Origin of the sequence: Desnuesiella massiliensis, assembly GCF_001403615.1 — a bacterium.
In the GTDB taxonomy this organism is placed as follows: domain Bacteria; phylum Bacillota; class Clostridia; order Clostridiales; family Clostridiaceae; genus Desnuesiella; species Desnuesiella massiliensis.
Window position 1 is genome coordinate 172669 of the sequence record NZ_LN879454.1, and the last position, 13653, is coordinate 186321.

The 13653-nt window shown below is 34.7% G+C and carries 11 protein-coding genes; 9 read left to right on the top strand and 2 right to left on the bottom strand.

What is annotated here, in order from left to right:
- Window positions 1-220 precede the first annotated feature (220 nt).
- Window positions 221-2191: an endonuclease MutS2 gene (locus BN2665_RS04625; protein WP_055665952.1), complete on the top strand. Its 1971-nt coding sequence runs from the start codon at window positions 221-223 to the stop codon at window positions 2189-2191.
- A 212-nt stretch (window positions 2192-2403) separates the two neighbouring features.
- Here the strand turns inward: BN2665_RS04625 and BN2665_RS04630 are convergent, their stop codons facing one another.
- The gene (locus BN2665_RS04630; protein ID WP_055665953.1) at window positions 2404-4590 is read right to left on the bottom strand and encodes an N-acetylmuramoyl-L-alanine amidase; all 2187 of its coding nucleotides are present in this window, start codon (window positions 4588-4590) and stop codon (window positions 2404-2406) included.
- Between the two features lie 211 nt (window positions 4591-4801).
- On the opposite strand from BN2665_RS04630, the gene BN2665_RS04635 reads away from it, so the two are divergent.
- The 4 genes from BN2665_RS04635 (at window position 4802) to BN2665_RS04650 (ending at window position 9890) form a co-directional block, all read left to right on the top strand.
- A complete protein-coding gene (locus BN2665_RS04635; RefSeq protein ID WP_082435793.1) occupies window positions 4802-5953 on the top strand; it encodes a DUF3798 domain-containing protein in 1152 nt (383 codons plus the stop codon).
- 195 nt (window positions 5954-6148) lie between these two features.
- The gene (locus BN2665_RS04640) at window positions 6149-7738 is read left to right on the top strand and encodes a sugar ABC transporter ATP-binding protein (protein WP_055665954.1); all 1590 of its coding nucleotides are present in this window, start codon (window positions 6149-6151) and stop codon (window positions 7736-7738) included.
- Window positions 7739-7759: 21 nt separating this feature from the next.
- On the top strand, window positions 7760-8827 hold the full coding sequence (locus BN2665_RS04645; protein WP_242865897.1) for an ABC transporter permease subunit: 1068 nt from the start codon (window positions 7760-7762) through the stop codon (window positions 8825-8827).
- Window positions 8820-9890 (top strand): ABC transporter permease subunit, encoded by a 1071-nt coding sequence (locus BN2665_RS04650; RefSeq protein ID WP_055665955.1) that lies wholly within the window; start codon window positions 8820-8822, stop codon window positions 9888-9890. Before BN2665_RS04645 ends, BN2665_RS04650 begins: the two co-directional genes overlap by 8 nt.
- Before the next feature lie 155 nt (window positions 9891-10045).
- On the opposite strand, the gene BN2665_RS04655 is transcribed toward BN2665_RS04650, so the two are convergent.
- Entirely contained in the window at window positions 10046-10678 is a 633-nt protein-coding gene (locus BN2665_RS04655; protein WP_055665956.1) for a DUF1349 domain-containing protein, read from the bottom strand.
- Window positions 10679-10836: 158 nt separating this feature from the next.
- On the opposite strand from BN2665_RS04655, the gene BN2665_RS04660 reads away from it, so the two are divergent.
- The 4 genes from BN2665_RS04660 (at window position 10837) to BN2665_RS04675 (ending at window position 13550) form a co-directional block, all read left to right on the top strand.
- On the top strand, window positions 10837-11736 hold the full coding sequence (locus tag BN2665_RS04660) for a CPBP family intramembrane glutamic endopeptidase (RefSeq protein WP_055665957.1): 900 nt from the start codon (window positions 10837-10839) through the stop codon (window positions 11734-11736).
- A 243-nt stretch (window positions 11737-11979) separates the two neighbouring features.
- Window positions 11980-12204: a DUF1659 domain-containing protein gene (locus BN2665_RS04665; protein WP_055665958.1), complete on the top strand. Its 225-nt coding sequence runs from the start codon at window positions 11980-11982 to the stop codon at window positions 12202-12204.
- A gap of 48 nt (window positions 12205-12252) precedes the next feature.
- Window positions 12253-12480 carry a DUF2922 domain-containing protein gene (locus BN2665_RS04670; protein ID WP_055665959.1) on the top strand — a complete coding sequence of 76 codons (228 nt, stop codon included), beginning with the start codon at window positions 12253-12255 and terminating at the stop codon, window positions 12478-12480.
- A 119-nt stretch (window positions 12481-12599) separates the two neighbouring features.
- Window positions 12600-13550, top strand: coding sequence for a CPBP family intramembrane glutamic endopeptidase (locus tag BN2665_RS04675; RefSeq protein ID WP_055665960.1), 951 nt, complete (start codon window positions 12600-12602; stop codon window positions 13548-13550).
- Window positions 13551-13653: the final 103 nt, after the last annotated feature.

Sequence of the window (13653 nt, forward strand, 5' to 3'; positions counted from 1 at the left end):
TTTGGAACATGTATAAGTTGAGTTTTCGTATTGTTTCCCCGTGAACCACAGGTAAACCTAGTGTTTGCTTGTGGTTTTTTTGTTTTTATCCGTCCTAATTTTAAGGCTCACCTTATTTAAGAATATAAGGAGGTGCGTTTATGTTAAGTGTAAGCAGTGTATTAGAGATCAACAAAACTTTAAAGAGAGAATATAAATATATATTTTGGAGGGAAACAAATTGAATAAAAATACCATAGAACTATTAGAATACAATAAAATAAAGGAAATATTAAAAAGCTATGCCTTGTCAGATATGGCTAAGGAGAAAATAGAAGCTTTAGAGCCATTTTTAGATATAGCAGCCATCAACAGCTATCTATTAGAGACAGATGAGGGAAGAGCCATTGCAGATATAACCTCAAGCATACCTATTCATAGCTTGCTGGGCATGAATAATATAGTACAAAAGGTTAAGAAGGGTATAGTTTTAAACGGCGTGGAGCTAGAAGCTGTAGCGGCCTTCTTAGTAGAAGGAAGAAAGCTTAGGGACTTCATGAATAATAAAAAGGATGTAGCTCCTAATATAAGCTGCTATGCTCTATCCATATGCGAAATGCAAGAGGTAATAGAGGAGATTGAAAGATGTATCTTAAGAGGAAGAGTAGAGGATAAAGCTACTTCAGATTTATCAAAAATAAGAAAGAAGATAAGGATTTTAGAAGACAGAATAAAGGCTAAATTAGATAGCGTACTGAAGAATGATAAATATAGAAGCTACCTTCAAGATTCAGTAGTAAGCATGAGAAACGGAAGATATGTTATACCTGTAAAGAATGAGCATAGGCACTCTGTTTCTGGAGCTATTCAGGATAAATCCAGCAGTGGGTCTACAGTTTTTGTAGAGCCAGAGGAAGTAAAGAAGGCTCAAGATGAGTTAAATGTGCTAAGAATCGAAGAGGAAAAAGAGGTGTTTAAGGTATTATCAAATCTCACTAATATGGTAATAAGCTATGAAAGGGATTTGCTTATCAATATAGAAACCATGGCTCATTATGATTTTATATTTGCAAAAGCCAAATATAGTAAGGGCATAGATGGAAGAGGAGCGAAATTAAATACCAATCATTATATAAAAATCCTAGGAGGAAGGCATCCTCTATTAGGAAGGAGTGCAGTGCCTTTAGATTTTGAGATAGGAGAAGCTTATAGAGCTTTGGTGATAACTGGTCCCAATACTGGAGGAAAGACTGTAGCCTTAAAAACCGTAGGACTTTTGACAATGATGATACAATCAGGCCTTCATGTACCCGTAGAAAAGGGAAGTGAGTTTTCTATATTTGTAGATATACTTGCAGATATCGGAGATGGTCAAAGCATTGAACAAAGTTTAAGCACCTTCTCCTCTCATATAAAAAATGTAATATCTATATTAGACTGTGCAGACCCTAATACCTTAGTCATCATTGATGAAATAGGCTCTGGTACTGAACCAGGGGAAGGCATGGGTATAGCCGTAGCAGTGCTAGAGGAGATATATAATAAAGGCGCCACCTTGCTTGCTACCACTCACTATAATGAGATAAAGGACTTCGCAAGAACTCATGAGGGATTTACCAATGGCTGCATGGAATTTGATATCAATACCTTAAAGCCTCTATATAAATTAAGTATTGGAAAGGCTGGAGAGAGCAATGCCTTCCTAATTTCTCTTAGATTAGGCATGAATAAGAATATCATAGAAAGAGCTCATGAGATAACCTATAAGACTAAAAAAGATTATTCAAACTATGAATTGGAAATGAAGGCCTTAAGAGACAATCTTATAGCACAGCAAAAGCTTAAGGAGGAGGCTCAGCTTAGCCATGAGTCTCAAGTAGAGAAATTTAAAAAAGCCAATATTAAAAATGCTATAAGTGAAAAGCAGAAGGCAAAGCCTAGCTTTAATATAGGAGATTGCGTATATATAAGCTACATGGACAGAACAGGAATAGTATGCGAGCTAGAAAACTCCAAGGGTGAAGTAGGGGTTATGGTGATGAAAAAGAAGCTAAAGGTGAATAAGAAAAGACTATCCATCTATATTGAGAAGGAAGAGCTATACCCAGAGGAATATGATATGGATATAGTATTAAAAAGCAAGGATTATAGAAAAAAGGATAAGCTTATGAGCAGAAAGTATGTAGCAGGAGTGAGTTTGCAGGAAGAATAGAGTTATAGGAAGATTAATTTTAATAATGTAAATTCAAATATATGTTAAGTATACGTAATTATTGTATAAAATGTTCTTCCCTTTAAATATATTGCCATTGCTTTTATATGATTTTAATTTGCTATATTGATAAGAATATGTGATAAAATAAAAAACATTCCTAGATTTGATTTATAAAAATCTAGGGATGTTCTTATTCAATTCAATTTAATTTATCTATTCTTAAAGTATTCATTTATTATATCTGCAATTTTCTTAGTTTTAGCTTCTTGAGCATTTGCATCAGCACATTTTTCTGCCTCGCTGACGTTGCTTAGGAAGCCAGATTCTAGAAGTACTGCTGGTACATCTATTTGTCTTGTGACAAATAGTCCGTGGTCATGAGCCTTAAGGTTATTATAGCCTAGGGAAGTGCTTAGGCCTTCTACTAATTTATTAGCTAGTTCCATGCTTGTCTTAGCTTGTATAGAAGGAGTAGAGTCTACTTTTAGGCCATCATAGCTCCAACCACCTGGGTCCGTACCATTTACTATACCTTCATTATCTATAGTAGGTCTATAGGAGCTATAGTGAGCACTTATGCCAGCGGTAGAAGCATTGGAGCTTTTATCGTGATGAAGGCTTATAAAGAGGTCTGCCTTTAATTTATTTGCAATATCTACTCTTTTTTGTAGACTTGTCTTTAAATCATCTTTTAATACTTCCCCTTCTTGTCTGGTGAGCACTACATTAAAGCCGTAGGCCTCTAAATATTTCTTAAGCTTTGTAGCAATTTGCATGTTTAAGTCTCTTTCAGAGTAGACCTTATCACCATGATAACCATAAGCGCCATCGTCTCCACCATAATTATGGCCAGGATCGATTACTATGGTCTTTTTTATGCTTTCACTTTTTATATCATAATATATTTCATGATAGGTATCATAGTCTTTAGTAGAATTTGTGGACTTTACATCCACCCAAAGCCTATAAGTGCCTATTTTAGTCGGTTTCCATAGATAGCTATTGTCCTTTGAATAATCTTTTACCACCTTCCAGTTTGCACCGTCATAAATCCAAAATCTATATAGAGTATTAGGAGCTGCATAGCTAGCTGTAATGTTGATTTGTGAGTTTATGACTTGTGGAGAAAGCTTATCGGTTTTTATAATAACCTTTGCTGGATTTACGGTATAATTCATTTCCTTGTAATCGTCATAGGAGTTAGGAGAATTTTTATCCTTAATATCAATCCATAAAATATAGTTTCCTGCTGCTTCTGGTACCCAATTAAAGGTTTTTTCAGGTGCATAATCTCTTACAACCTTCCAGCCGCTGCTGTCCTTTATCCAGAATCTATATAAAGGATTTACTCCTCCTGAACCATCTCCAGTTATGGTTATATTGCTTCCTGCGCCCTGAGGAGAAGGAAGACTAGTGATTATGCCCTTTATTATGGGATAATTTCTAACTTCATATGTGATTTCTTTATAGGAATCTACATCTCGTGGAGAATTGGGGGCTTTAATATCTACCCATATCCTGTGATTTCCTACTCTTGTAGGCTTCCAACTATAACTGTTGCTTGTAGAATAGGGTTTTACCACCTTCCATGATATACCATCATGAATCCAAAACCTGTAAAGTAGATTTCCACCGCCGGTATCTGCGGTAATGTTTATGCTGCTGTTTACTACCTGAGGAGCAGGTTTATCTGTGTTTATACTCTTTATTCCAGGACCTATGTAGTAATAAATTTCTTTATAGCTATCGTAGCCATTTTTTGAAGAACTATCCTTAATATCTACCCATACAGAATGATCCCCAGTGTTTACAGGAGTCCAATTATAAAAGTTTTCTTTGGAGTAGTCCTTCACTATCTTCCAACCAGTATAATCCTTTATCCAAAATCTATATAAAGGATCTAACCCTCCAGTGCCTTCAGCAGTGATTTTTATGGTACTTCCTAGAGGTTGAGGGTAGGACATATTAGTGTATAAAGCTTTTATCTTAGGACTATCTATTATGTTATAGGTTATTTCTTTATAAGAGTCTACATCCTTTGAAGAGCTAGAAGCTTTTACATCCACCCAAATTCTGTGGATTCCCACTCTATTTGGAGTCCACTTAAAGCTATTTTTTGATGAATAGCCTTGAACAATCTTCCAAGATATACCGTCATGAATCCAGAACCTATATAGCAAGTTATTTCCTAAGGCTTCAGTGGTTATGTTTATTTCAGAATTTATTACCTGAGGAGAAGCCTTATCCGTGTTTATTTGTTTAGCTTCTACAGTGAGCTGCTGAGAATTATTGCTATTCAGGACCGCTGAGGAGGCTTGTACGCTAGTGATGCCAATAAAAATAAAGCATAGTGTTACAACAAGTAGTGCAAAAGAACGGTAATATTTGTGCTTCATCAAGTTCCCCCCATATCTGTAATAAAACCATAATAATTTGCATTTTATTACATATATCTTTGTATTTCATTAACTATAATATATTATACGTTTAAATACGTCGAAAGTCCAATGTTTAAAGGGGTTTTTTGGATGGTAAAATAATGAAATTCATATATCATAAAATTGCAGCATATAATTAAGCATTAATATTTGAAGGGGGAGATTTATAGTGAAAAAGGTTATACCATTAATGCTTGCAGGAGTACTGGCTTTAAGCTTTACGGGATGTAAACCTAAAAATAATGCATCAGGAGACAATAAAAAATTTAAAATAGGAGTAATGACAGGAACTGTAGCTCAAGGAGAAGAGGAATATAGATCGGCAGAAAATATGGTTAAAAAGTATGGCAAGGATATGATCCTATTTAAGACCTATCCAGATAATTTTATGAAAGAACAAGAAACCACTGTTTCAAATATGATGCAGTTAGCTGAAGATCCTAATGTAAAGGCTATAGTTATGGTTCAAGCTGTGCCAGGGGCAAGTGCAGCTTTTGAAAAGGTTAGGGAAAAAAGACCTGACATACTTCTCATAGGTGGAGTTCCAGGAGAAGACCCTGATATGATAGGCGGTAAAGCTGATATAGTTATGCAAGGAGACGAGCTTGCTATGGGTAATACTATTCCTCAGCAGGCAAAAAAATTAGGAGCAAAAGTATTTGTACACTACTCCTTCCCAAGGCATATGGCTTATCCATTATTATCACAGAGAAGAGACTTAATGAAGGCGGAATGTGAAAAGCTCGGTATGAAATTTATAGATGCTACAGCTCCAGATCCACTAGGAGATGCTGGAGTGCCTGGTGCACAACAATTTATTCTTGAAGATGTACCAAGAGTAATAAAAGAATACGGTAAGGATGTAAACTTCTTTAGCACTAACTGTTCTATGCAGGAACCTTTAATAAAAGCTACCTTAGAAAATGGAGGAATCTTTGCTCAGCAATGTTGTCCAAGTCCTTTCCATGGATATCCAGGGGCATTAGGTATAGAAATACCTAGTGACAGCGCTGGAGATGTTAATTATATAGTAGCTCAAACAAAGGAGAAAATAGCTGCTAAGAACGGCTCGGGAAGATTTTCAACTTGGCCAGTGCCTATGAATATGATGTTTGTTGAGGCGGGAGTAGAGTATGCGAAGGAATATTGCGAGGGTAAGATAACCACTAAAAATGATGTGGAAGCTTTAAAGAGAATATGCACGAAGATAGCCAATGGAAAAGAAATGAAATTTGAAACCTATAAAGGAAAAGATAAGAATGGTAAGGATATAGAATTTAAGAATTTCTATATGATATTAAGTGACTATATAATCTATTAATATATTTTTAGTTTTAGCCGTTCTTCTTAATAAGGCATCGTAAAAAAATAACTAGTCAAAGACACAGGTTTCATTAATAGTGGACGCAGTATTACGCAAAATAGACGAGTATACTGACTAGTTATTTTTTGGAGATGCCTAAGTCATAGGAGAACGGCTTTAAAGATAGAGTTCCTTAAAAAAGGAGGGGTTTAAGTGGGAGATAATAATGTGCTTCAGCTTAAAAATATAGAGAAAGAGTATTTCGGAAATAAGGTGCTTAAAGGAGTTAATTTAAGCATAAAAGAGGGAGAAATCCATGCTCTAGTGGGAGAAAATGGAGCAGGTAAATCCACTCTTATGAACATAATATTTGGAATGCCTGTAATTTATAATACTGGAGGCATAAAGGGAGAGATATATTTTGGGGGACAAAAGGTAGATATAAAATCTCCAAAGGAAGCTATGGATTTAGGTATAGGCATGGTGCATCAAGAGTTTATGCTTTTACCTAATTTTACTCTTACTGAAAATATAAAGCTAAATAGGGAAGATACTAAGGAAAATATATTTAGTAAACTTCTTGGAAAAAATCTTAAAACTTTAAATGTGTCTAAAATGAGAGGGGATGCTAAAAAATCCTTAGATACCTTGGGTATGAATGTAGAAGAGTGGCTGCCCATAGCTGGACTACCTGTAGGTTATATGCAGTTTGTAGAGATTGCAAGAGAGATAGATAAGAAGAATATTAAGTTTTTAGTCCTAGACGAGCCTACGGCAGTACTAACGGAAAGCGAAGCAGATAAACTATTAGAGGCTATGAAGAACATGGCAGCTAAGGGGATATCAATTTTGTTTATTACCCATAGATTAGATGAAGTGTTAGCTGTAGCACATAATATCACCGTCATGAGAGATGGAGAGGTAGTGGGAGCTATGGCTAGAGAAGAGGCTAGTATTGAAAAAATTGCAGAAATGATGGTAGGCAGAAAAATTGAAAGAATTTATCAAAAGGATGAGGAAGAGATTAAGGACAACCCTATAATGTTATCCATAAAGGATTTAAAGGTAGATATGCCTGGAGAATTAGTTAAAGGCATAAGTTTAGATATTAAAAAAGGAGAAATTATCGGTATAGGTGGATTAGCTGGACATGGTAAAGTTGGACTAGCTAATGGCATTGCTGGATTATTTAAAGCCGAAGGGCAAGTATTAGTAGAAGATAAAGCCTTAGAGCTAAATAATCCAAGAAAAACCATAGAAAGTGGTATAGCCTTCCTATCAGAGGATAGACGAGGAGTAGGACTTTTATTAGATACCTCCATAGAGATGAATATAGTGATGACAAGTATGCAGATACAGAGTAAGTTTTTAAAGCCTTTACTAAATTTGAAGTTCCTAAAGATGAAGAATGATAGAGCCATAAGAACACATTCCTTAAAGCTGATAAAGGATTTAGATATAAGGTGTACAGGCCCTACTCAAATAACACGAAGGCTTAGCGGTGGTAATCAGCAAAAGGTGTGCCTCGCAAGAGCGCTGACCCTAGAGCCTAAGATATTATTTATTTCAGAGCCTACCAGAGGTATTGATATAGGTGCGAAAAAGCTAGTACTAGATATGCTAGTAAAGCTGAACAGGGAGTTAGGTATGACTATTGTGATGACCTCTAGCGAATTAGGTGAATTAAGAGCTGTTTGCGATAGAATAGCCATTGTCTATGAGGGGAAGATACAAGGAATTTTAGACCCTAGAGGGTCAGATCTAGATTTTGGTCTTGCTATGGCAGGAAAATATAACCCTTAATAGTGGATAGAGGTGAAAGATGTGAAGAATATAAAGGAATTTTGGAAAAATCTAATAGATAGGTATGGTTATCCAAAGGTTTCTATAGCTATTTTACTCATAATATTAATAAGTATTGCCTTTGGACAAAAGGGACAGAGTGTTCCTAATTTAATTATAGATTCATTAGTAAGAATAGGCATGAATGGTGTACTTGTATTAGCCATGGTGCCAGGCATAGTATCCGGTACAGGACTGAATTTTGGAATCTCCCTAGGAATATTAGCAGGGCTTTTGGCTGGCTGCATAAGCATAGAGATGAATTTAAAAGGAATGAGTGCATTTTTTATTGCAGTGCTCATATCCATACCTATATCCACCCTAGTAGGCTACCTATATGGATGGATTTTAAATAAGGTAAAGGGAGATGAAATGACTGTAGGAACTTACCTTGGGTTTTCAATAGTATCTTTGATGTCTATCTTTTGGCTCATATTACCCTTTAAGAGCCCTTATATGGTTTGGGCCATAAAAGGAAGAGGACTAAGAACTACCATAGCCCTTTCTGATAGCTATGCTAAAGTATTAGATGACTTTTTAGCCATAAAGCTTTTCGACGCAGGAATACCTGTAGGAACTCTTTTATTCTTTGGTTTACTTTGTGTTTTAATGTGGTTATTTTTAAGGTCTAAAACTGGAGTAGCCATGACCGCCGCTGGCGATAATGCTAAATTTGCGGAGGCCTCAGGCATTAATGTAAATAAGTATAGAATGATAGGAACTATAGTGTCTACTGTATTAGGAGGGATAGGTATATTAGTATATGCCCAAAGCTTTGGCTTTCTTCAGCTATATCAGGCACCGCTTATGATGCCCTTCGCTGCTATAGCAGCCATACTCATAGGAGGAGCCTCTGCTAAGAAAGCGAAAATATCCCATGTGATTTCAGGTGTGGTTTTATTTCAAACTTTGCTTACTATTTCTATGCCAGTGTTTAATAAAATGATACCTGAAGGTGCTAATTTATCAGAAATAGTAAGGATTATAGTTAGTAATGGAGTTATTCTATACGCGTTAACAAAGGTTGGAGGTGGAGAGGTCAATGGATAAAGAATTAGATAATAAAAGTAAAATTAAAAGAATAATAGGAGCTAATTCCGTTCCAATCCTATTTATAGTGCTTTGTATTTTGGGAATTTATTATTCTGATTTAAGCATAAGCTATGTAACTAATGAGATAATAACGAGAATAGGCAGAAATCTATTATTAGTTCTTTCGCTTATCATACCTGTCATTGCTGGCATGGGACTGAATTTTGCTATAGTATTAGGAGCTATGGCAGGACAGATAGGCTTAATAATAATAAAGATATTAGATATCGGAGCATTTCCAGGATTCCTGCTAGCCTGTGCTTTGGCCACTCCCTTTGCTATTTTATTTGGATATTTAACTGGAAAGATATTAAATAAAACTAAGGGAAGAGAAATGATTACTAGCATGATACTTGGATTTTTCGCTATGGGACTTTGGCAGCTAGTATTTTTAAACTTTATAGGAAGTATCATCCCTGTAAATAATCCTGAAATAATCTTAAAAAGAGGCTTCGGACTTAAAAATGCCATAGATTTAAAGTTCGTTCAATATTCCTTAGATAGAATTTGGGAGCTAAATATTATGGGCATAAAGCTGCCAGTGGTAACCTTGGTAGTAGTAGTCATCTTTGCTATAGCTACAAAATATATAGTAAAAACAAAGCTTGGACAAGACTTTAGAGCTCTTGGGCAGGATTTAAATATAGCAAAGGTAGCAGGAATTAATACAGACAAGAAGAGAATAACAGCCATGATAATTTCCATAGTACTTGCAGCTTATGGGCAGATTATATTCCTTCAAAATCTAGGAACCTTAAATACCTATGCTAGTCACGAACAGGTAGGAATGTTCTCTATAGCAGCGCTTCTCATAGGGGGAGCCACTGTAACCAAAGCCACTATAGGAGAAGCCTTCATAGGAGTAATACTCTTCCATACCTTGTTCATAGTTTCTCCACAGGCAGGGAACAATTTATTTGGTGATGCACAAATAGGAGAATTCTTTAGAGTGTTTATATCCTATGGTGTTATAGGATTATCTCTGGTGCTTCATGCCATGCAAAAACGCCACAAACAATAATTTCAATTCACAATTCACAGTGCACAATGAAGGAGAATTTTTCGCAAAGCGAAAAATCAATATAGTTTTAAATTCTTTAATTTTTCTCAGTACAACTGAGAAAAATATCCTTAATTGTGCATTGTGCTCTGTGCATTAAAAAGACTTCGTATTTTTTAAATTCTTCCTTCCGTTATCATTATAAAGTCAAAATAAACCTCATAGCCTTGCCCTATGGGGCTACAACAATAAATTCCACACATAACCTCATCTTTTCCGTTGTCTTCTAACAATCTAGCCATTCTTATTTGTGTCCAGTTTTCTTTTCTTGTTAAATCTGAATGAAGACTATATTCTACTATGTAATCCATGGCTTCTCTTCTGATTCTAAAATATAGCTCATTTTTTTCCGATAAAAAATTTTGAGTGGACCAATCGGAGAAACCATGATTAGTTACAACAGCGCCCAATCTGCTGTAGCCCTCTGGTTCAAATTCTACAGAAGTCTTTAGCCAGCAGTCACTTGATAGCCTTATCATAAGTCCAGCTTGGTCATATTGGTGAAGAGGATTAAATCTTACTTTTGTAGTGATTGCAAAGTCTCCTTTTATTTTTGTGAACAGGAAAGGACCATTATCCACCCTAAAGCCATAATGAGTTTCCTGCCAATAATCTGTTTTTGCTTCTGGTTTTATTAAAAGCTCTGAGTGATGAGAATGGAGTTCCCAATTTTGGGGTTCATTAAACCATTGAAAATCATCGCTTAGATTCTCTGATGAAAAGTCTTCAAATAAAAATATATTTTCCATAATACCCTCCCTTAAGTACTAAAAAGATATACTTTATTATATATTAAAATGTATTTCCTATTAAAGTATATTCAAAAACTTCCAATAGAAATTTAAGCAAATATATGATATTTTATACATATGTTATAAAATACTTGGAATGAAAGGATTATTTATTTATGAGGAATGTTAATACTTTTAGAGCTAATCTTACAATGCTTGTATCCGTATTACTCATGATCTTTGGTGGAGTTATTTTAGAAATAGTACCAAAGAGCTTACAAAATGTAGCACCTCATTATTTGTTTATATTATTGCCTTGCATCATATATGCTATCACTACTAAAAGAGGTTTTAAGGAAAGTCTAAGGCTAAATAAAATAAGCCTAAAGAGCATACTAATACTGGTAGGTATTTCACTGGTTATGAAACCCTTTTTGGGATTAATATCAACTATAGCCGCAGAATTATTTGGTACTGCAGTAGTAGATAGCATAGAGCAAAGTTCTTCTAATATGTCCTTGTTTATGTTATTTTTTTCTATAGCTATAACTCCGGCTATCTGTGAGGAGGCCTTGTTAAGAGGAGTAATAATGGACGGCTATAGAAATGTAAATTATAAAAAGATGATCTTGCTCAATGGACTTTTATTTGGATTATTTCATATGAATTTACAGCAATTTGCATACACCTTCTTTATGGGAATAATATTAGCTTACGCCGTATATATAACAAATTCCCTTTACGCGGGAATACTTATCCATTTAATAAACAATGGAACTTCAGCATTAATAATGTATTATTCGAGAAACGTTTCAAAGGTAGCTGAAGAGGCTGGGGGTAGTGGACTTATAATAACTTTAGCTATAATGGCAGTAATATCCATAGTTCTAACGCTTCTGCTATTTAGAGCTTTAAAGAAAGACAACTTCTATAGCAGAAGTGAAGTACATGAAGAAGTTTTAGAAGAGAGTGTGGTTAACTGGCCATTTATATTGATTATAATAATATCTTCCATAGTTACTATTTTAATCACCATATATAGTATACTGGCTAGAGCTTTTAAAATAGGAAGTTAGAATGAAAATTATGGAGTAATTTTTATTCAATTCACAATGACAATAAAGGAAATTTTTCTTCACTATTGTTACGAAAAAATGGAAAATTATAAAGATCGCGGCTAAGAATTAGCCGCGTTTTGTTTTTTATTAAGTTATAGATTTTTCATAGAGCAGCGGAGAAAAATCTTTTAGTTTTTTAAAAACTTTTTTTGCAACAATAGTTTTAGCTGCATATTTAATACTTGAAAGGAGTTGATAAATATGGCAGTTAAATCAATATTGTTAGAAAGCGCCATGGTAATTAAGTATAAGACAGGGGTGGACAAGAACGGTAAAGACGTAATAAAGAGTGGAAGGTTTAATAAGATTAAACTAAACTCCGCTGATGAAGATCTGTTTGCAGTAGGTGAAGCTTTAGGAACTCTTCTTAAATATCCAGTGCTTCAAGTAACCAGAGAAAACGAAAGTCACTTAATAAATGAATAGTGATGAGGAAAGCAATGTAAAATAAAATTATGAATTGGAGGGAATAATATGGCAGATAAAAGTTTGCTTATGACATTTGTAAATACAGAGGGTAAAAAAGTAGGGTTAAGAATAGACAATATTAAGGAGAACTTAACTGAAGCGGAAATATCTCAAGCTATGGATTTAATCCTAGCTAAGAATATTTTTAACTCCAGCGGCGGGGAACTAAAGATAAAGGATTCAGCTCAAATAGTTGAAAAGAATGTATCAAAATTTGATATGAGACAATTATAAAATAAAATGTCACGTGCTTAGCACGTGGCATTTTATTTTTTTATACATTAATCATGATAAATTTGATATAATCTCTATTGTAGGGTGAATTTTTAAAGTTATATGAGGGGGAAGGGGAAGTGTTTAGGAAAATCTTTTCTAAGAAAAACAGGCTTTTTTACTTAGCTAGTGAAAGTAAGTTTATACCAGATTTTTTTATTTCTATATTTCTGCTTATTATTGGTTTCACAGGAGTATTTCCCTATGTTCTGCAAAGCGTTTTGAGATATATATTTAAATTAAATGTCAGGGGGTTAAAAAATGGAGACCTGATATTTTCTCTGGAGAATTTAATAATTCCCCTTGGTCTTACTACATTATCTATATTTATATGGGTGGTTCTAGTTGAGAGAAGAAACATAGGCTCCTTGGGCTTTGAAAAAGAACAATGGATAAAAAAATATCTTAGAGGTTTTCTAATTGGAATTTTTATGTTAAGCATTTGTTCTATAATCTATGTTTTTTTAGGAGCAGTGGAGTATGATGAGATTGCTGCAGGTGGGGGGAAGGTACTTTGGGGAGTGCTGATTTTACTTTTAGGATGGATAATACAAGGAGCCGCAGAAGAAATAATGACTAGAGGTTGGTTAATGCAAGTTATAGGAGTAAGATATAATATGCCCTTAGGAATTATAATATCGTCTACCATATTTGGAGCTATGCATCTTTTTAATCCTGGTGTTTCTAAGCTATCCTTAGTTAATTTGGTGCTCTTCGGTGTTTTCGCTGCTCTTTATGCTATATGGGAAGAAGGCCTATGGGGTATATGTGCATTACACAGTGCATGGAATTGGGCTCAAGGAAATATCTTTGGCTTTAAAGTGAGTGGAGCTGAACCTGCAGGAGGTACCCTGTTAGCTTTTAGAACCACTGGATCGGATATAATCACTGGTGGAGCCTTTGGCCCAGAAGGCGGCTTAGTAGTATCTTTAATATTAACTATTGGAATATTAGTGCTAGCAATACTAATAAGCAAAAGAGATTATGATGAGGGTATGGATGAATTGATGAAAGAGAATTCAAAATATTAGTATAATTGTATGTAATATTAATTTCCAATAATTGATTATTGAAAAATAGGTTATGAATATATAATATATTGATTTTAAAGATAGGAATGGTATCGAAGTTCTA